Origin of the sequence: Planotetraspora mira, from assembly GCF_016863275.1 — a bacterium.
In the GTDB taxonomy this organism is placed as follows: Bacteria; Actinomycetota; Actinomycetes; order Streptosporangiales; family Streptosporangiaceae; genus Planotetraspora; species Planotetraspora mira.
This window is the reverse complement of record NZ_BOOO01000039.1, coordinates 16,719-35,016: the sequence shown is the minus strand read 5'-3', so window position 1 is coordinate 35,016 and position 18,298 is coordinate 16,719. Positions and strand designations below refer to the sequence as shown.

The 18,298-nt window shown below is 70.5% G+C and carries 16 protein-coding genes; 9 read left to right on the top strand and 7 right to left on the bottom strand.

All coding sequences use genetic code 11. The features are described 5' to 3' along the window. Positions 1-56: 56 nt before the first annotated feature. From Pmi06nite_RS32950 to Pmi06nite_RS32940, 3 genes are read right to left on the bottom strand one after another with little or no spacing between them, the layout of a single operon-like run. Positions 57-908 carry a carbohydrate ABC transporter permease gene (locus Pmi06nite_RS32950; RefSeq protein WP_203957088.1) on the bottom strand — a complete coding sequence of 284 codons (852 nt, stop codon included), beginning with the start codon at positions 906-908 and terminating at the stop codon, positions 57-59. Beyond that, complete coding sequence (locus Pmi06nite_RS32945; RefSeq protein ID WP_203957087.1) at positions 905-1,918, bottom strand: carbohydrate ABC transporter permease; 1,014 nt, start codon at positions 1,916-1,918, stop codon at positions 905-907. Before Pmi06nite_RS32945 ends, Pmi06nite_RS32950 begins: the two co-directional genes overlap by 4 nt. A 6-nt stretch (positions 1,919-1,924) precedes the next feature. Next, positions 1,925-3,253, bottom strand: coding sequence for a sugar ABC transporter substrate-binding protein (locus Pmi06nite_RS32940; protein WP_203957086.1), 1,329 nt, complete (start codon positions 3,251-3,253; stop codon positions 1,925-1,927). 213 nt (positions 3,254-3,466) lie between these two features. Between Pmi06nite_RS32940 and Pmi06nite_RS32935 the strand changes: the two genes are divergently transcribed. Then, entirely contained in the window at positions 3,467-4,630 is a 1,164-nt protein-coding gene (locus Pmi06nite_RS32935; protein ID WP_203957085.1) for an ROK family transcriptional regulator, read from the top strand. An 88-nt stretch (positions 4,631-4,718) separates the two neighbouring features. Beyond that, on the top strand, positions 4,719-5,330 hold the full coding sequence (locus Pmi06nite_RS32930; protein WP_239114371.1) for a M15 family metallopeptidase: 612 nt from the start codon (positions 4,719-4,721) through the stop codon (positions 5,328-5,330). Between the two features lie 110 nt (positions 5,331-5,440). Here the strand turns inward: Pmi06nite_RS32930 and Pmi06nite_RS32925 are convergent, their stop codons facing one another. Next, positions 5,441-6,031 carry a hypothetical protein gene (locus tag Pmi06nite_RS32925; protein ID WP_203957083.1) on the bottom strand — a complete coding sequence of 197 codons (591 nt, stop codon included), beginning with the start codon at positions 6,029-6,031 and terminating at the stop codon, positions 5,441-5,443. A 176-nt stretch (positions 6,032-6,207) separates the two neighbouring features. Here Pmi06nite_RS32925 and Pmi06nite_RS32920 point away from each other — a divergent pair, with 176 nt between their 5' ends. After that, positions 6,208-7,356 carry a sensor histidine kinase gene (locus tag Pmi06nite_RS32920; protein ID WP_203957082.1) on the top strand — a complete coding sequence of 383 codons (1,149 nt, stop codon included), beginning with the start codon at positions 6,208-6,210 and terminating at the stop codon, positions 7,354-7,356. Further along, on the top strand, positions 7,353-8,036 hold the full coding sequence (locus tag Pmi06nite_RS32915) for a response regulator (RefSeq protein WP_203957081.1): 684 nt from the start codon (positions 7,353-7,355) through the stop codon (positions 8,034-8,036). The genes Pmi06nite_RS32920 and Pmi06nite_RS32915 overlap by 4 nt, the downstream gene beginning before the upstream one ends. Positions 8,037-8,063: 27 nt before the next feature. Here the strand turns inward: Pmi06nite_RS32915 and Pmi06nite_RS32910 are convergent, their stop codons facing one another. From Pmi06nite_RS32910 to Pmi06nite_RS32900, 3 genes are read right to left on the bottom strand one after another with little or no spacing between them, the layout of a single operon-like run. Beyond that, on the bottom strand, positions 8,064-10,058 hold the full coding sequence (locus Pmi06nite_RS32910; RefSeq protein ID WP_203957080.1) for a N,N-dimethylformamidase beta subunit family domain-containing protein: 1,995 nt from the start codon (positions 10,056-10,058) through the stop codon (positions 8,064-8,066). Next, positions 10,055-11,329 (bottom strand): condensation domain-containing protein, encoded by a 1,275-nt coding sequence (locus Pmi06nite_RS32905; RefSeq protein WP_203957079.1) that lies wholly within the window; start codon positions 11,327-11,329, stop codon positions 10,055-10,057. The genes Pmi06nite_RS32910 and Pmi06nite_RS32905 overlap by 4 nt, the downstream gene beginning before the upstream one ends. Next, positions 11,326-11,562 carry an acyl carrier protein gene (locus Pmi06nite_RS32900; RefSeq protein ID WP_203957078.1) on the bottom strand — a complete coding sequence of 79 codons (237 nt, stop codon included), beginning with the start codon at positions 11,560-11,562 and terminating at the stop codon, positions 11,326-11,328. Before Pmi06nite_RS32900 ends, Pmi06nite_RS32905 begins: the two co-directional genes overlap by 4 nt. Positions 11,563-12,106: 544 nt before the next feature. On the opposite strand from Pmi06nite_RS32900, the gene Pmi06nite_RS32895 reads away from it, so the two are divergent. The 5 genes from Pmi06nite_RS32895 to Pmi06nite_RS32875 are packed head-to-tail and all read left to right on the top strand — an operon-like array spanning position 12,107 to position 18,254. After that, positions 12,107-13,519, top strand: a complete 1,413-nt coding sequence (locus Pmi06nite_RS32895; protein ID WP_239114370.1) for a class I adenylate-forming enzyme family protein — start codon at positions 12,107-12,109, stop codon at positions 13,517-13,519. Continuing rightward, positions 13,516-15,099 (top strand): condensation domain-containing protein, encoded by a 1,584-nt coding sequence (locus Pmi06nite_RS32890; protein ID WP_203957077.1) that lies wholly within the window; start codon positions 13,516-13,518, stop codon positions 15,097-15,099. Before Pmi06nite_RS32895 ends, Pmi06nite_RS32890 begins: the two co-directional genes overlap by 4 nt. Continuing rightward, the gene (locus Pmi06nite_RS32885; protein WP_203957076.1) at positions 15,096-16,016 is read left to right on the top strand and encodes a thiamine pyrophosphate-dependent dehydrogenase E1 component subunit alpha; all 921 of its coding nucleotides are present in this window, start codon (positions 15,096-15,098) and stop codon (positions 16,014-16,016) included. The genes Pmi06nite_RS32890 and Pmi06nite_RS32885 overlap by 4 nt, the downstream gene beginning before the upstream one ends. Continuing rightward, positions 16,013-17,017 (top strand): alpha-ketoacid dehydrogenase subunit beta, encoded by a 1,005-nt coding sequence (locus Pmi06nite_RS32880; protein ID WP_203957075.1) that lies wholly within the window; start codon positions 16,013-16,015, stop codon positions 17,015-17,017. Before Pmi06nite_RS32885 ends, Pmi06nite_RS32880 begins: the two co-directional genes overlap by 4 nt. Further along, positions 17,010-18,254: a 2-oxo acid dehydrogenase subunit E2 gene (locus tag Pmi06nite_RS32875; RefSeq protein WP_203957074.1), complete on the top strand. Its 1,245-nt coding sequence runs from the start codon at positions 17,010-17,012 to the stop codon at positions 18,252-18,254. The genes Pmi06nite_RS32880 and Pmi06nite_RS32875 overlap by 8 nt, the downstream gene beginning before the upstream one ends. Positions 18,255-18,298: the final 44 nt, after the last annotated feature.

The following is an 18,298-nucleotide window of genomic DNA, read 5'->3' as shown; positions in this document are numbered from 1 at the left end:
TGCCCGTACGGCCCACGCCTTCGTGGGGCGGTGGCCGTACGGGGGCCCGAAGCGGGTTATCCCTTGACTGCGCCCGCGACGAGTCCGGAGACCATGCGCCGCTGGACGAGCAGGAAGAAGATGAGCACCGGAATGGTCATCAGGGTCGAGGCGGCCATGATGCCGCCCCAGTCCGTCGACCGCTGGCCGACGAAGAACTGCAGGGCGACCGGCATCGTGTACTTGGCCTGGTCGCCGATGAGGGTGAGGGCGAAGACGAACTCGTTCCACGTCGTGATGAACGCGAAGATGCTGGTGGCGACCAGACCGGGGGCGACCAGCGGGAACAGGACCCGCCAGAAGGTGGTGAACCGCCCGGCGCCGTCGATCCAGGACGCCTCCTCCAGCTCCTTCGGGACCGCGGCGACGAACGTGCGCAACATCCACACGGAGAACGGCAGCGTCAGGCCGACGTTGATGAGGATCAGCCCGAGCAACTGGTCGTACAGGCCGAGCCGCTTGACCATGGTGAACAGCGGGATCAGCAGCGCCTCGGCGGGCACCATCTGCACGATCAGCAGCAGGATGAGGAACGAGGTGCGGAACCGGAACTTGAACCGCGCCACCGCGGTCGCGGCGAGCAGAGCGAAGACGGCTCCCAGGACGACCGCGCTGAGGGCCACGATCGTGCTGTTGAGCAGATAACGCCAGACGGAGTGCCCGGCCACACCCTCGGTGAAGACCCGGGACACGTGGTCCATCGACGGTGGGTTGGGGAACGGGATGAAGCTGGTGGTGAAGATCTGGTCGTTCGGCTTGAACGCGGTCGTGACCATCCAGTAGACGGGGAAGACGGCGAACAGGAACACCGCTATCCCGGCCGCGTTGAGCGCGAAGCGCCCGAGCCTCTTCCTGGTGACCGGGTTCATCGCACGTCCTCCGTCTTCACGATGTTCCGTACGTAAACGAAGGTGATCACCAGCAGGATGGCCGTGAGCACGACGGCGATCGCCGCGCCGAGCCCCATCTTCGGCGGGCTGCTGAAGGCCTCGGCGTAGCTCCACAACGAGAGGTTGAACGCGTCGCGGTTCACCGTGCCGCCCGCCAGCAGGTAGAGCTGGGTGAAGACCTTGAAGTCCCAGATGGTCGACAGGACCACCAGCACCGAGAAGACCGGCTTGAGCAGCGGGAAGGTGATCTTCCGGAACGTGCCGACGCCGGTGGCGCCGTCCATCCGCGCCGCCTCGTACAGTTCCGAGGGGATGCTCTTGAGACCCGCGAGCACCGACACCGCGATGAACGGGAACGACGCCCACACGACGGCGATGATGAGCACGAGATAGAGCGTGATCGTGTCGTTGAACCAGGGTTGCCCGCTCCAGTCCGACCGCCCGAACACCAGGCTCGACAGCCAGTCGGGCAGCAGGTTCAGCGCCCAGTTGACCACGCCGGCGTCGGAGTCGAACAACCATTTCCAGACGACGGCCTGTGCCGTGGGCGGGGTGGCCCACGCGGCCATGATGCCGACGACGACGAACGTCGACATCTTCGGGCCGAGCTTGTTGAGCAGGAGGCCGACGAGGGTCCCGAGGATCAGCGTCAGCGCCACGGTGACGACCGCGAAGATCACGGTGTTGCGCAGCGAGGTCCAGAAGAGGTCGGAATCGAGGATGCTCGAGTAGTTGTCGAGCCCGACGAACTCGGCCGGGCTGGGGTTGATGGCCCTGATCTGCCGGAGTCCGACCTGATGGAAGGACATGTCGACCATCTGGTACAGCGGATAGAGAAGCAGCGCCGCGATGACCAGAAGGCCGGGCAGGAGGAGGGCGTAGGGGACCAGCCAGTCGGGGAGGCCGGTTCTGCGTGCCTGGGTCTTGTGCCGGCGCACCGGGGCGGAGGGTTCTCCTCCGCCCCGGGCGACGGTTGACGTCTGAGCCATCGATGCCTACTGGTTCAGGATCGTTTCAAGCTCGGAGTTTGCGTCCGTCAGAGCCTGGTCCACCGTCTTCTTGCCGTCGATCACCGCGCGGGCCGCGTTCTGCAGCACCGCCTTGGTGTCGTTGGCCTCGGCCCAGTTGGGGCTGGCCGGGAAGCCCTTGGCCACCTTGAAGGTGTCGGTGAAGGGCTTCTGCGCCGGGTCGCTGCCCAGCTCCGCGAGCGCGTCCGGGTAGAGCGGGAGCAGGCCGCCCTCCTTGGCGTAGCGGACGCCGAACTCCTTGCCCGAGGCGAGCTTGAGGTACTCGGCCGCGAGCTCGACGTTCTTGCTGTCCTTCCAGATGGCGATGTCGTTGCCGCCCTGGAAGGCCGGGGCCGGGCCGCTGCCGTCCTTGGCCGGGAGCGAGAAGAAGCCCATCTTCGACTCGTCGACCTTGCCCTTGCTCTGCTCCTTGATGGCCGCGATGTCCCAGCCACCGGTGACGTACATGCCGACCTTCCCGGCGGCGAAGCGCTGGGCGATGTCGACGGAGTTCTGCGTCAGGCGGCCCTTACCGGAGACGCCGTCCTTGGCGACCAGGTCCGTGTAGAACTGGAAGCCCTCCTTGAAGCCCGGCTCGGTGAGCTTGCCCACCCACTTGCCGCCCTCGAAGGAGGCGAAGTCGCCCCCGGCCGACCAGACGAAGGGGGACAGGGACATGTTCGCGTCGGAGCCGCCGTTGAAGGCGAACCCGTCGACGTCCTTGCCTTCCTTGTCGACGATGGTCTTGGCCGCGGTGACCAGCTCGTCCCAGGTCTTGGGCGGCTGGATGCCGAGCTTGTCGAACCAGTCCTTGCGGTAGAGGACGGCGCGGGTGCCGCCGCCCCACGGAGCCGCGTAGACCTTGCCGTCGATCGTCTCGTAGCTCCACAGGTTCTGCGGGATCTGCTGGAGCTCGCTGTCGCCCTTGACGATGTCGGAGATGTCGGCCAGCGCTTCCTGCGCGACCCAGGCGGCGACCTGGTCGTTGCCGAACTCGGTGACGTCCGGGCCCTCGCCGCCCGCGAGGGCCGCGGTCCACTTCTTCTGCGCGTCAGGCCAGGGGATCCACTGGACCTTCGCCTCTGCGCCCGTCGTCTCCTTGAACTTGGCGTTCAGGTCGTCCATGTACTTGGTGAAGACGTCGGTGGGGGCACCGAGTCGCCACACGTTAAGAGTCTGGCCGGCGAACTTGGGACCTGAGGCCGCCGGCGCGCCGGCGGTCGGCTCAGTCGTTCCGGAGTCGCCGCCGCATGCGGCGAGACCCAGGGCCAGTGCTGCGGTGACGCTTGTCGCGACCGCGATCTTCACGATCTTCACGATGGGTTTCTCCCTTCCCGGCTTCACGTCGGGGGTGCGCTCATGCGGGGTGTCGGCGGGCCTTCACCTGCTGGATGACGCTCTCCGTCCGGTCGGCGCTCGTGGCATCCCGAGACTTGATCGCTTGCCTCCGGGGTGGCTGCCGCTAAACTAACAAGAAAGTTTCTTAAAAAAAACCCGTGTTAGCGGATCGTGACGAGAGGGAGCCAGCCAGTGCCTCTACGACCGGGAACACCTCGGCTGCTCCGCCAGATCAACGACCGGGCGGCCCTGGAACTGCTGCTCTCCCAGGGCCCGCTGACCCGGGCCGAGTTGGGAGAGCTCACCGGTCTGTCGAAGGTGACCTCCGGTCAGCTGCTGTCCCGCCTGGAGACGCGCGGCCTGGTGACCACGGCGGGAGAACGGCCGGGAGGGCGCGGTCCCAACGCGGCCCTGTACGGCGTGAACCCGGCGAGCGCCTACGTGGCGGGTCTCGAGGTGCTGCCGGACAGCGTCACCGCGGCCGTGGCCGACATCACCGGGAAGGTCGTCGCCGAGATAACCGTCGATCCGACCGACGCGGGGGACCCGGTCCGGATGGTGTACGGCGCGGTCCTGCGGGCCTGCGAGACGGCCGATGTCGAGTTGTCCCGCCTGCGCTGCTTCGTCATCGGGACGCGCGGCGTGGTCGACCCGGTGAGCGGCGACATCCGCTACTCCTTCGACCTGCCCGCGTGGCACGTCGGCGTCCTCGCCGGGTTGCGCACCCTGCTGGGCGAGTACGTGATCATCGAGAACGACGTCAACCTGGCGGCCCTGGCCGAGCAGGAGCACGGCGCCGCGAGGGGTGTGGACGACTTCGCCATCCTGTGGGCCGGGATCGGCCAGGGGCTCGGCGTCATGCTCGGAGGGCGGCTGCACCGGGGCATCACCGGAGGAGCCGGCGAGATCGGCTGGCTGCCCGTTCCCGGGGAGCCGCTTCCCACCGACGTCACCGCGCCGCAGTCGGGCTCGTTCCAGCGCCTGGTCGGCGGCGAGGCGCTGACCGGCCTCGCGGAGACCTACGGCCTGTCGCCCGGAGCCGACGTCGCGGACCTCGTCCGTACGGCTCTCGCGACCGGCAACGACGCCTTCGTCGACGACCTGGCCGACCGGCTGGCCGTGGGGGTCGCCGCCGTGTCCGTCGTGCTCGACCCCGGTCTCGTCGTGCTGAGCGGCGACGTCGGCCGGGCCGGGGGACAGCGGCTCGCGGCCCGGGTCGAGGAGGCGGTCGCCCGGGTGTGCCCCAGCCGGCCGACGGTCGCGGTGACGCAGGTCAAGGGCAATCCCGTGCTCCGCGGCGCGATCGTCGCGGCGCTGGCGCGGGCCAGGGAGGAGGTCTTCTCCGACACCGTCTGACGGTAGGTTTCTCCTCATGTCTGACTCATCTCACGGTCCCGCGCGGGCCACGCAAGCCGCTGGAATCGTCCTGATCTCAGATGCTCGCGTGACGTCGATACCGGTCCGCGAAAGCGGGGAGCCGCTGGCCGACGTCCGCGGACGGCTCCGAGTCGACGCACGTCTGGCCGACCCCGAGGGGGCCTACGCCCATCTGAGGAAGGGCGTGCTGGCCAGGCTCGAGGACGCGCAGAGCCGGCTTCCCGGCGGATGCCACATCGTGGTGGTGGAGGGGTATCGGCCGGTCACCCTGCAGAGGCGGTATTTCGAGGACTACAAGGCCGAGCTGCGCGTGACGTTTCCTGAAATGTCGGAAGAAGAGTTGCACGTCGCCGCGAGCCGTTACGTCTCCCCGATCGAGGTGGCCCCCCACACGGCGGGTGCGGCCGTGGACCTCACCATGTGCGACGACGACGGAGTCGAGTTCGACATGGGGACGGCGGTGAACGCCAACCCGGAGCAGAGCGACGGCGCCTGTTACACCGCCGCGACCGGGATCAACCCGGACGCCCGCCAGAACCGCAAGGTCCTCGGCGTGGCGCTGGAGGCGGCCGGCCTCGTGAACTACCCCACGGAGTGGTGGCACTGGTCGTACGGCGACCGCTACTGGGCCATGACCCGGCGGGCGGGCGCCGCCATCTACGGCCCCGTGATCCTCTGAGAGCCTCCATGGCCCCGTGATTCTCTGAGGGCCGGTCCGCCTCAGCCCGGCCGGCGAAGATCGCTGACGGCGTGACCGTACGGTCACGCCGTCGTGAAGGCCGAAGCAGGTCAGCGCCGGCGGGCGAGCACGGAGACGCCGATCGCCAGCACCACCCACCTGGCCGGCAGCGGAGCCACCATCATGACCCCGCCGATGATCGTCAGGATCGAGCCGAGCCTGCCCGCGCCGGCCCGGTTCAGGGCGATGCCGAGCAGGACGCCGCCGAGGGCCAGCACCAGGAACGACGCGATGTAGCCGGCCTGGACGGTGTCGATGCCGTTGGTGGCGAGTTCAGGCGCCGAACGAGCCAGGCCGGGGAGGGCGAACAGCTGCGTCCACTGGCCACCGGCGTTCAGGACCGTGCCGGTCGCCGCCACGAACCACGCCAGCAGACCGAAGCCACGCCTCAGTCCGGGGTGGCGGACGGCCAGGCTCACCAGCCCGAACCCCATGAGGACGAGCGCCACCAGTCCCGCCAGGGTCGAACCCAGCGCGGCCGGCGCGGTCGCCATCGCGAGCTCGTCGCCGCCGGTCATGGCGATCGCGACGGCCATCAGGACGACGCCCACGGCGGCCGCCGGACCGGCCCAGAGCGACGCCACGCGCCAGCGATCCTCCACGGAAACGACCTGCTGCGCCACTGCCGGTGCCTCAGTCATCGTGTCTCTCCTTCCCGTACCCGCTGCCCTGTGCCGCGGTCGTGGGTCGGAACGGTAGGAGCCGTGCCGCACGGCAGGCGTCCTGCGGCGGAAGCAACCGCCTCCTCCGGGCGGAGGAGGCGGTTCGGCCGTACGGAGGCGGTGGCCGCGAACGCGCGTGGTTAGCCTTGGCAATCATGATTCACGAGGCGTTCGATCGCTCCCGCCGATGGACGCGGCATGCCTACACACTCGCCGGGTGCGGGGCGGGCGGGATCGGCGTGGTGCAGTTGATGGCCGAGTCGGCGAGCCACCGATGGCTGGGTCTGGCTCTGGTCGCCGCGTTGGTGAACGGGTGCTCGGTCGCGCTCCTGCGGCGCCGGCCGTTGACCGGCACGCTCGGCGTGAGCGGCGCCATCTCCGTCATGGCCGTGACGCTCGGCGTACCGGTCTTCGCGACGTTCGTCGGCGCCATCCTCGCCGCACTCACCCTGGCCAGGTACGGCAGTGCCCGGACGGCCCTGGCCGGCTTCCCCATGCTCATCGCCGCGACCTCTGTGGTTGCCATGCGCGAGGTCTCCGCGGGGACGGACAGCCTGTTCAACGTCGTCTATCCCGTCGCGTACTTCGGCGGTGCCGGGCTACTGGGATGGCTGGCGCGGCAGCGGGCGGCCCAGGCGCGCGCGGCGGTCGAGCACGCGGCGACGCTCGAACGCGAGCGGGTCCATCTCCGGGAGATCGCCGCGGCACAGGAGCGCACCCGGATCGCACGTGATCTGCACGACGTCATCTCTCATGGCGTGAGCCTCATGGTGGTGCAGGCCGAGGCGGCAGGCGAGGTCCTGGCCACCCGTCCGCAGCACGTGGGGCCGGCCCTGGACGCGATCGCGGCGACAGGTCGCGCGGCGATCGGCGATCTGGGCCGGATGCTCGGCGTCCTGCGGCAGACCGGTGACGGCGCGGACATCGCGACGCTGCTGGCGCCGGTGCGCGCGGCCGGCGTCACGGTGGATCTCGATCAGACCGGGGCCCCTCCGGATGACGAGGCCATGCGGACAGTCGTGTACCGGATCGTCCAGGAGGCGTTGACCAACACGATGAAACACGCGCGCGCGACCCATGCCTCCGTGCGGGTCGAGTACGGGGATCGGATCGTCCGGGTCGAGGTTCTCGACGACGGGGTGGCCGGTGTGACGTCCACCGGAAACGGGATGGGGCTGGTCGGAATGCAAGAGCGCGCGCAGGCCCTCGGCGGCGACGTCGAGGCGGGCCGCCGTACCGACGGACCCGGTTTCCGGGTCTGCGCCCGCCTGCCCGTACAGGCGGCGGGCGCGGTGGCGACATGATCAGGGTGATCCTCGCCGACGACCAGGAACTCGTCCGGGCCGGGCTCCGGATGATCCTCGAGGCGCAGCCGGACATCGAGGTCGCCGCCGACACGGTGGACGGAGAGTCGGCCGTCCGGGAGACGCTGCACCACCGGCCGGACGTCGTGCTCCTGGACGTGCAGATGCCCGGAGCCGGGGGTCTGGAGGCGGCACGGCGGATACTCGCCAATCCGCGCCTGGAAGCCCGGGTCGTCATGCTGACCACCTTCGACCTCGATGAATACCTGTATGCGGCGCTCAGCGCCGGTGCGAGCGGATTCCTGCTGAAGTCGTCTCCTCGTGCGCATCTCCTGCACACGGTCCGCACGGCCGCGGCAGGCGAAGCCCTGCTGGACCCGTCACTGACCAGGCGGCTGGTGGAGCGGTACGTCCGCCGCCCGCCGGTGGACGTCTCCGGCGGGGTCCCTGCGCCGCTGGCCGCCCTCACCACCCGTGAGCTCGACGTCTTCCGCGGTCTCGTCCGGGGACGGTCCAACGCCGAGATCGCGGCCGACCTCTTCCTCGCGGAGACGACCGTCAAGACGCATGTCGCGTCCGGCTTGCGCAAGCTGAATCTCCGCGATCGCGTACAGGCGGTGATCCTCGGCTACGAGTCGGGCTTCGTCCAGCCGGGCGATCCGGCGCCGGACGTGACCTGAAGGCCCGGTGGTCGCCGGCGGCTTCGATCAGGAGCCGGCTCCCGGGATTCCGCCCGGTGATTCAGAGGAAGCGGCCCGGCGAGCGGTGAAGGTCGTGGCGGCCCGCCACCGCAACGGCTGGCCGCTCGCGGCGGTGACGAGCAGTCCCGCGTGGACGGTCAGGACCGCCGCGCCCGGGGCTTCGCCGAGGAGCGACCACGCGGAGGGGGCGGGGACGGGCAGGCGCGTGCGCAACCGGTGGTCGGCTCCCAGCGCGTAGACCCGGCCGTTGCTCCCGCTCAGGCAGACGGCCCCGGCCGAGTCCCCGGCATCGTGCCAGCGAGCGTGCGGGGACGCGGCGAGTTCGGCGAAGGTCACCGCCCACAGGCGGCCCGCGGAGGTGGCCGCGAAGAAGGTCCCGTCCTGCACCGCGAGGGCGATCGTGCCGGCCGGCGCTCCACCCAAATCGATCCACTCGCCGGGACCCCCGGCCCATCCCATGGGTCCGGCCGCGCCCCCCGCAGCGCTCTCCGCCGGGCCCGGGGCCGCCTCGCGGTAGCGGAGCATCCCCTCGGCGGTCACACCGTACAGACCGGTGCCGAGGCCGGCGCCGGCCTCGCGCGGGGCGTCGAGACACACAACGCCCCCCGCGCGGCCGATCGGCATCCACTGCATGTTCTGGCCGCACAGCTCGCGGGTGAGCAGCGCGTCGTCGGCGCTCACGGCGTACAGCGCCGAGCCGGACGCGGCCAGTGCGCGGACGTCGGCGACCGGGCCGATCATTTCCCAGGCGGGCACGGCCGGTCGCGAGAGCCGGTCGATGACGTTCCTCGTGATCCGCTCCACGATCGGGTCGTGGATGGTGTTGCCCCAGTTGACGGTGGCCGCGTTGAAGACCGTGCCGCGTCCGAGGGAGAAGACGCCCATCGTGGCCCAGCCGCCCTGTCCGCCGGAGCTCCAGTGCCGCAGGTCGGCCGTCGCCAGCACGACGAACGTCGTGGGGGTGCCGTCCCTGCAGGTGACCCGGGGGACGCCCATCACCTCGGTGAACTCGGCGGCGTCGGTCTCGTATCCGAGCGAGCCCTGCCCGAACTTGTCGCCGTCGGTCAGTCCCGTCCCCTCGAACGCCCAGTGCCCGGCGAACCGCGCGGTGTACGACTCCTCCCGCATCAGCGGCATGGACGGTCCCCAGGTTCCCGCGCCGTTGCGGAAGCTGACCCCGGTCAGCGAGTTCTCCGGGCGGGAGACGGGTGCGCTCGACCACTCGACCGTCGTCAGCGCGGGGTCGTCCACCGGGTCGGTCAGCGGATCGCGGTGGCACACCATGGTGCGTCCCTCCACGCGGATCTGCCACCAGCAGGTGTTGCCGGAGAAGAAGGCGATGTTCCCCCCGCGCCTGGCGAACCCCTCGCACGCGTCCCGCATGCCGGCCGACCAGTACTCGTCGTGCCCGTTGACGACCAGCAGGCGGTACGCGGAGAGCAGACCGGGGTCGAGATCGAGACCGGAGCAGTACTCGACGGTGTATCCGGCCGGGGAGAGCCAGCGCAGCAGGCCGTCCTCCCACCGCTCGGGAGGCGGGCCGCCGCCCGGCCGGTCGAACGTCACGCGGGAGGCACGGTCGGGCTGCTCGGTCCAGTAGACGCTCTCACCGGGGACTCCTGCCCGGTTGTACGCCTGCCAGGTGGTGAACGGGACGGACACCAGGATGGGCGAGGTGGCGCCCGGGGTGGCCTGCCGTACGACGAAGTAGACCTCGTCGTCGGGTGACGTGCCGATGCCGGGGAGGTCGCCCGAGGGCCTGGGGACGAGCACGTCGGGCTCTGGCGGGCCGGAGACGAACCGCGCCCGGTAGAGCGAACTCGGCCAGTCCCCGGGCACGCGCAACGTCCAGGACGGGCCGTGGACCGTGGCCGCCAGCACGAGCCGGTCGCTGGTCGCGTCGTGGACGGTCACGCCCACCGGGCCGGTGGCGTCCAGACGGAAGCCCAACTCCTCGCCCTGCGCGCAGGAGGTGGCGGTGGCATGGGCGCGGACCGTCATCGGAGGGCCGCCTCGACGAGCATCCTCTCCAGGCCGAGCAGGAACCTCTCGATGTCCGCCCGGGACAGCCAGCGGGTGTCGGCGGTGAGCGAGACCTGTGCGGCGCCCCCGAGATGCACGCAGAACCGGCAGTTCAGCTTGTCCTGGCTGAGCGGCCAGGACACGGAGGTCTCGGGCAGTGCCCGGCGGATCAGCTCCTCGTCGCGGTAGACCGCCTGCTCGACGAAGCGCATGTCGTTGAAGCAGCAGTACGGGTGGATCGGGGTGCCGCGCTCGCGGGACGCCTCCGCGACGACTCGCTCACGGTCGGCCGGGTCATGGTAGGCGCTGCGGTAGGCGCGCAACACCGCGGGGCCCGACTCGGCCAGCAGGTCGGTGAACCGCGCCTTGCCCGCTTCGAGGACGAACAGGCCCTCCTGCGACAGCGTGGTCACCGAGGTGCGCGTCGAGGCACGGAATCGGTTGCTGACGATGGGCAGCACGGTGACGGTCTCGTGGCCCGTGACCTCCGCGACCAGCGCGCCGACGGCCGTGAGCAGAACCGTCGAGGTGCTCGTGCCGTGCCGTACGGCCAGGCGCTGGGCGGACAGGTCGGCCGCCGGAGAGCTGAGCGTGGCCCGCCAGACGGGCGGTCGCTCCGCCGCCCCCGAGGGGACGTGGAACATCGTGGGCGGCATCCTGAGATGCTCGCGCTCCCAGAACGCCGCGGCGCTCGCCGCCTGCCGCCGGCCCGCGGGCGACGCCTGCCACCCGGCGAGGTCGAACGGCTGCGGGGGAGGGCCGCCGCTCAGGCCTCCGCGCAGGAGGAGAAGCCGCAGATCGCGGACGACCTCCTCCGCGCCGAGCCCGTCGGAGGCCAGGTGGCAGAACGCGAGCACCACATGCGTGACCTCGTCGCCGCGGGTCACGAACGCGACCCGCACCGGCCATTCGCCCGCGTAGTCGAAGGCCGTCGCGGACAACTCGGCGAGAACGGCGGCGGGTTCCGCGTCCGCCGCGATCCGGAGGGGCAGTTCGCCGCGGTCACGCAGGTCCTGGACCGGGCCCGGCCCGATCAGCGTGCGCAGCGCCTCGTGCCGCTCGACGAGCAGCCCGACGCTCCGTGCCACATGGGCGATCGAGGCGGGCCGCGCCCCCCGCGGCACCTCGAGGATCCGCCCGAAGTTGAAGTAGTGGTCGTCGGGCGCGGTCCGCTGGATGGTGTCCCAGATGGCCCGCTGGCCCCAGGTCAGAGGTGCCGTACCCCTGCGTGCCCCCGTGAAAGTGATCATCGGGCTGCCGACACCCACGCGGCGAGGCCGTCGACGCTGTCGAGGAACGAGACGTCCTCGGCCAGGTCGATCTCTACGTCGTACTCGCGCTCGAGCGCGTCGATCAGGCGCATCTGGGCAAGCGAGGTGACACCGAGGTAGGACAGGGGGACGGTGGCACCCAGGGCCTCGGCCGCCGTGACCTCCCCGTCGCAGGCCTCCGACACCAGTTGCGCCAGTCGTTCCTTGAGCATTCCGCCTCCGCTCTCAGGGGTCCGTTCTCCAGGCGGCCGTCAGGGCCAGTTGTCAGGGCCGGTCTCACGGTGCCGATCCCAGGGGTCCGTGCGATCGCCGGGCCGCTTTTCGATTCCGGACAGATCGTGGGGGTGGGGTCACCTGGGATGAGTTCGTGCGGTAAGCGGACCGTTCCTGTGTATAAGGAAGCGGAATCTCCGAGATGGCACGCATTTCCGGCATGATCCCCCATGTGGTCGGATGAATGCAGACCAAATGGCCAGGCCAAAGACCCTGTCGACGACTAACTGAAAAGAAGGTTTGCAATTAGTGGATGGCCGTAAGTCTTGCACGGCTCCGTCGCAGTCTCAAGACCCGCCGGTCAAATGCGGACGTCTCGCCGCGGCGTCGTCGCAGAGTGCGGAATCCCTTGTCTCGGGTTGGTGCTCCATGCGAGACTGGCCCTCTGGGGAAACTGGAAACAACCTTTTCAATAAGGCATGGTCAAGCGCGTCGGTCGTCCGGTAATCATCCGAACCATTCGGGGGCAGCCAATTGAGAAGCGTGCTCGAAACGCCGACCCTTCCCGACATTCTGACCGCGCGGGCGGCCTCTGAGCCGGAAACCCTCGCGATGATCGTGCATGGATCCGGAGAGCTGACCTTCGGAGAATGGCAGGCGCGGTCGAACGCGGTCGCCAACGGCCTGCTGGAGCGCGGCGTACGCGGCGGCGACCGGGTCGGGCTGCTCTTCCCCGGTTCCGGCTGGATCGACTACGCGGTGGCGTTCATCGGGGTGCTGAAGGCGGGGGCGGTGGCGGTCCCGCTGTCGGACCGCATGCCCGCCGCGGAGATCGAGCAGATCGCCTCGCACTGCTCCACGTCCCTGATCCTCACGGACCTGGAGGGGCTGCCGGAAGGCTCCGCATCGCCGCCGGATGTGCCGCTCAGGCCCGCCGGGATGGCGCAGATCCTCTACACGTCCGGCACGACGGGCAGGGCGAAGGGCGTCGCCGCCACCCACGCCAACCTGGCCTTCGGAGCGCGTGCCCAGCCGAGACGCAGGGCGTTCGCCCATTCCCGGCACCTGGTCCACGCGTTCCCGATCGGCACCAACGCCGGCCAGATGATGCTCGTCAACGCCCTGACCGTGCACCCCGCCGTGGTCACCCTGCCCCGCTTCACACCCGGACGGTTCGCCGCGCTCATCGAGAGACATCGGGCTGGAACGGTCTTCCTCGTGCCGGCGATGGCCGTGGAGTTGCTCAACCTCCAGGAAGGCCCCGACCTGTCGAGTGTCCTGCTGCTCGGCTCGGCGGCCGCGCCGTTGCCGCCGGCGGTCGCGGCCGGGCTGACCCGGATGTTCCCGAAGGCGACGATCACCAACTACTACACCTCGACCGAGGCGGCGCCCGCACAAACGATCATGCTCTTCGACCCTGACCGGCCGGGTTCCGTCGGCAGGTCGGCGGCGGGCGGCGACGTCCGCATCGCCTCGCCCGAGGGCGAGGACCTGCCGCCCGGCGAGACCGGTGAGGTGTGGATGCGCTCACCCGCGGCACCCCGGTCGTACTACAACGACCCCGCGGCCAGCACCGACGTCTTCCGGGGCGGCTGGATCCGCATGGGCGACCTCGGCTATCTCGACGAGGACGGCTACCTCTACCTGGTCGACAGGGACGGCGACGTCGTCAAATCCGGCGCTTTCAAGGTCTCGACGCTGAAGGTCGAGAACGCGCTCTACGAGCATCCCGCGGTGGTCGAGGCCGCGGCCTACGGGCTTCCCCACCCCGTCCTCGGCACGGCCGTCGCCGCGGCCGTCGTCCTGCGGGACGAGGTGTCCAACGCCGACATCCGGGGCTTCCTCCGCGACCGGCTGGCGCAGCACGAGATCCCCTCCGAGATCGTCACGATGGACTCCCTGCCGCGCAACCGCGGCGGCAAGGTCGACAAGCGCGCACTGCGGGCACGGGCATGAGCGCCGACCCGAGGCAGGCGTCGTTCGCCCAGGTGGGAATGTGGCTCACCGAGCGGATGGGGCGGGCGGGCTCCGCCTATCACATGCCGTTGCTGATCACCTTCGACGGGCCGCTGGACGCCTGCGCGCTGATCCAGGCGTGCGAGACGCTGGTCAGACGGCATCCCATCCTGGCGACCGCCATCGAGGAGCAGGACGGCATCCCGGTCGAGGTCCCGGCGGAACGTCCCCAGGTCACCGTCACGGCCACGGAGGACATCGGCCCGCTGGTGCGTGCGGAGACCCTGCGGCCCTTCGACGTCGGGAAGGGGCCGCTCGTCCGGTTCACGCTCGCCCGCGTGTCGTCCTCCCGGCACGTGCTGCTGGTCGTGGCGCACCATCTGGTCTTCGACGGCGAGTCCAAGGACGTGCTGGTCCGCGATCTGGCCGCCTTCTACAACGGGCGCCCGCTCGCCCGCCTCACGATGTCGTACGCGGACCACGCGGCGGCCGAGCGGGAGCGGGTCCACGCCGTGCTCGGCGAGGCGGGGGAGTACTGGCGGGGCCGGTGGCGGGAGCCGGCCGAGATCGTGCTGCCCGTGCTGCCCGGCGCGTCCAGTGCGTCCGGCGAGCCCGACACGTCCGACACGTCCGACATGCCCGGCTTGCCCGGAGGGTCCGGTGTGTCCGGCAGGCGCGGCTCGTCGAGCGGGCCCGCTGGAGCGGTGCGATCGCGTGAGGCCACGGAAGGCGGCGTCCACACCTTCCGGGCCGCGTTGCGTGACGTGCCGGGCGTCTCCCGGTTCGAGGTCTTCCTCGCCTCCGTGCACGCCCTCCTGTTCGCGTACGGCAACGCCGAACCGGTGTGCGCCGTCGACATGTCCACGCGGACGCCGGAGGTGCGCGACCACATCGGCCTGTTCGTCAACGAGCTTCCCGTGTGGTCGGCGCCCGCGCCCGGCATGACGGTCGCCGGGCTCGCCGGCCGGCTCCATGACGACCTGCGGCTCCTCTACCGGTTCCGTCAGGTGCCGCTGGCCCGTGCCGTCCGGGGCCTGCGACCGCGTACGGCACTGGCGCCCGTGTCGGTCAGCTACCGCCGGCGCCGGGAGGAGCCCGAGTTCGCCGAGCTGGACACGTCCGTGGACTGGGCCGTCTTCAACCACGCCGTCCGCAGCACCCTGCACCTCCAGGCCGTCGACGGGCCCGACGGCCTCGACGTGATCATGCAGTACAGCTCGCGCACGCTTCCGGATGTCACTCACATAGCGAAGGACCTCTCTTCAATTATGAAAAATCCGGACACCGTCATTGAGGACATCGCGGCGGGCCGTACCGAACAGGAAGGCCTCGCCGAGGAGATCAGGGCCATCTGGCAGGAGGTGCTCGGCATCGACGAGATCGGCGACGAGGAGGACCTCTTCGACCTGGGAGGCCATTCGCTGACCATCACCCAGATCATCGCGCGGATGCGCAAGCGCCTGGACGTCGAGGTCCCGCTCGACGTCTTCTTCGACACCCCGACGATCGCCGGCGTCCTGGAGTCCATCGCCGCCGGGCGTGAGCCCGGCCTGCCTGACGCGTCGGGCAGCCGCCGGTGACGGAGACGGGTGCGACTCTCCTCCACGCTCCGCGGGCCGATGACGACGACCTCGCCCGCCTTCTCCTGATCCGGCACTTCGAACTGGCGCTGCTCGACCTGTTCGGGCGTGGTGAGCTCAACGGCACCACGCACACCTGCCTGGGGCAGGAGTACGTCCCCGTCGCGTTGCGGCGGCTGCTCACGGAGGCCGACTTCGTCTTCGGCAACCACCGCGGGCACGGCCACTATCTGGCGAGGTTCGACGATCCGGCGGGACTGCTGGCCGAGATCATGGGCCGGGAGGGCGCGGTCTGCGCGGGCGTAGGCGGCAGCCAGCACATCCTGCGCGACCGCTACGTCTCCACGGGCGTCCAGGGGGAGAGCCTCCCGGTGGCCGCGGGCGTCGCACTGCATCTCAAGCGCACCGAGCCGGGCACGCTGGCCTGCGTCTTCATCGGCGACGGCACGTGGGGCGAGGGCGCGGTCTACGAGGCGCTCAACCTGGCCTCGCTCTGGCGCCTCCCACTGCTCGTGATCGTGGAGAACAACGGCATCGCCCAGTCGACTCCCACCACCCGTCAGATGGCCGGGACCGTCCGCGCCCGCGCCGAGGCGTTCGGGGTGCGCCACCACGGCATCGAGTCGTCCGATCTGAGCACGATCAGGGACGAACTCGCGCCGCTCGTCTCCGAGGTGCGGATCGAGGGCAGGCCCCTGGTCGCGGAGTTCGCCACGCACCGCCTCGGCCCGCACAGCAAGGGCGACGACACCCGTGATCCCGAGGCCGTACGGCACGCGCAGGCCGAGGACTGGTACCGCCTGTACGGCGAGGCGGACCCCGAGCGGTTCGCCCGCGCCGACGAGGCCCAGCGCGCCCGCGTGGAGGCGATCGTGCGCGAGGTCTCCGCCCGCCCGCCGTCGAGGTGGGACCCATGAGAGTGGGGGAGAACCTCAACGCCGCCCTTCACGGGCTGCTGGAGTCGGACCCGTCGGCCTACGTGATCGGCGAGGACATCCTCGACCCGTACGGCGGCGCTTTCAAGATCACAAAGGGGCTGTCCAGCCGGTTCCCCGACCGTGTGCTCGGGACCCCGATCAGCGAGTCCGGCATCACCGGCCTGGCCGCGGGGCTCGCGTTGTGCGGTGACGCGGCCGTCGTCGAGATCATGTTCGGCGACTTCGTGGCGCTCGCGTTCGACCAGATCGTCAACTTCGCGGCCAAGTCCGTCACGATGTACGGCTCCCGCGTGCCGATCCGGATGGTCGTCAGGTGCCCGACGGGCGGCGGGCGGGGGTACGGTCCCACCCACAGCCAGAGCCTGCAGAAACACTTCGTGGGCGTGCCCGGCCTGTCGGTCTACGAGATGTCCCCCCTGCACGACAACCGCGCGGTGCTCGACGCCATGCTGGCGTCCGGCGGGCCGTGCGTGTTCTTCGAGGACAAGATCCTCTACACGCGGCGCGTGAACGACGTCGGCGACCTGTTCCGGCACGACGTCGTCCCGGGAGGCGGCGGGGGCGCCGACGTGGCCCGCGTGTTCCTGGACGACCCCGAGGCGGCCGACTGCGTCATCATCGCTCCCGGAGGGATGGTCGACCGTGCGGTCCGTGCCATGCGTGACCTCCTGCTGGAGCAGGAGGTCACCTGCTGCCTGCTCGTCCCCTCGCGGCTGTACCCGTTCGACGCCGAGCCTCTGCTGCCCGCGCTCCGCGGGGCGAGAGCCGTACTGGTGGCAGAGGAGGGCACCGCGGGCGGCACCTGGGGAAGCGAGGTGGCCCACCAGATCCACCGGCTGATGTGGAAGGACCTGCGGCGGCCGGTGGCGCTGGTCAGCTCGGCCGACAGCGTGATCCCCACGGCCGCGCATCTCGAGCGCGCCGTCCTCGTGCAGGACTCCACGATCCACGACGCGGTGCTGGAGGCCCTGCGTGACTGACATCCGCGTGCCCAAGCTCAACAACAACGACTCCACGTACGTCCTGGTCGAATGGCTGGTCGACGACGGGCAGCAGGTCAAGGCCGGAGACCCGATCGTGGTCCTGGAGACCTCGAAGGCGACCGAGGAACTGGAGAGCGAGCAGGACGGCTTCGTCTGGCGCGTCGTCGCGCCGAACGCCGACTGCGCTCCCGGGGATGTGCTCGCCCACCTCACCGCCGGTGAGGTCCGGCCCACGCCATTGTCCATGCCGCCGCACCCGGGGCCGTCTCCCTCCTCGGACGTCCCCGTCACGGCCAGTGCCTCCTCAGCCGGTGCGGCCACGGGCGGCGCGTCTTCGGGCGGCCCCGCGGTCGAAGCGTCATCAGGCGGCGCCGCGCCGCTGATCACCGCTCCCGCGCAGGCGCTGATCGACGAGCTCGGCCTCGATCCGGCGGTGGTGCGCACCCTCGGAGTGGCCGTGGTCCGGCGTGCCGACGTCGAACGGCTCGCGGCCCGTTCCGCGTCGGCGTCCGTGGAGGACGTCGACGAGCCCGGAGGGCCGAGACAGGGCGTGGCGGGCCTGCCGTACGGGCTCACGAGGGTGCAGCGGGCCGTGGCGAAGGTCGTGCGCGTCTCGCACGCGACCATCCCGGCCGCGTACACGGTGGTGAAGGCCGACGTGGGCCCCCTGCTGGAGCTCGCGGCGCGTCTGACCCGTGAGGTCAGGCGGCCCGTGGGGCTCCCCGAACTGGTGACGTCCGCCGTGGCCCGGCTGCACGCCGACTTCCCGCTGTGCTTCGCCACCCTCGTGGACGACGCGTCGGCCCTGCTCCCGGACGCCCCTCACGTCGGCGTGACGATCGACGCGGGCGAGGGCCTGTATGTGCCCGTCATCCACGACGCCGCCCGCCGCTCGGTGAAGCAGATCGCGACCCGTCTGATGGAGTATCGGCTGGCCGCCCTGACGGGGGACTTCCGCGAGGACGACCTGACCGGGGCCAACATCGCGGTCACCCTGCATCACGACGGCGACGTGACGCTGGCCATCCCGCTGATCTTCCCTGGCCACGCGTGCGCGCTCGCGGTGACGTCCCCCCAGGCCGAGCTCCGCCTCGACGGGGGCGAGGTCGTCGCCCGGACCGTCGTCAACATCGGCATGGCCTACGACCACCGGCTGATCAACGGCCGCGACGCCGCGCTGTTCCTGCGGGCGCTCAAGGCTCGGCTGGAGTCTCCAGAGGAGAGCTTCGGGTGAGCCGGGGCACCATCGCGCGCTGGTCGCGGCGGCTCCCTGACCGC

Coding starts and splice junctions, on each gene's coding strand:
- Pmi06nite_RS32950 (WP_203957088.1), bottom strand. CDS start 908: ATGAACCCGGTCACCAGGAAGAGGCTCGGGCGCTTCGCGCTCAACGCG.
- Pmi06nite_RS32945 (WP_203957087.1), bottom strand. CDS start 1,918: ATGGCTCAGACGTCAACCGTCGCCCGGGGCGGAGGAGAACCCTCCGCC.
- Pmi06nite_RS32925 (WP_203957083.1), bottom strand. CDS start 6,031: ATGACTGAGGCACCGGCAGTGGCGCAGCAGGTCGTTTCCGTGGAGGAT.
- Pmi06nite_RS32920 (WP_203957082.1), top strand. CDS start 6,208: ATGATTCACGAGGCGTTCGATCGCTCCCGCCGATGGACGCGGCATGCC.
- Pmi06nite_RS32915 (WP_203957081.1), top strand. CDS start 7,353: ATGATCAGGGTGATCCTCGCCGACGACCAGGAACTCGTCCGGGCCGGG.
- Pmi06nite_RS32910 (WP_203957080.1), bottom strand. CDS start 10,058: ATGACGGTCCGCGCCCATGCCACCGCCACCTCCTGCGCGCAGGGCGAG.
- Pmi06nite_RS32905 (WP_203957079.1), bottom strand. CDS start 11,329: ATGATCACTTTCACGGGGGCACGCAGGGGTACGGCACCTCTGACCTGG.
- Pmi06nite_RS32900 (WP_203957078.1), bottom strand. CDS start 11,562: ATGCTCAAGGAACGACTGGCGCAACTGGTGTCGGAGGCCTGCGACGGG.
- Pmi06nite_RS32890 (WP_203957077.1), top strand. CDS start 13,516: ATGAGCGCCGACCCGAGGCAGGCGTCGTTCGCCCAGGTGGGAATGTGG.
- Pmi06nite_RS32880 (WP_203957075.1), top strand. CDS start 16,013: ATGAGAGTGGGGGAGAACCTCAACGCCGCCCTTCACGGGCTGCTGGAG.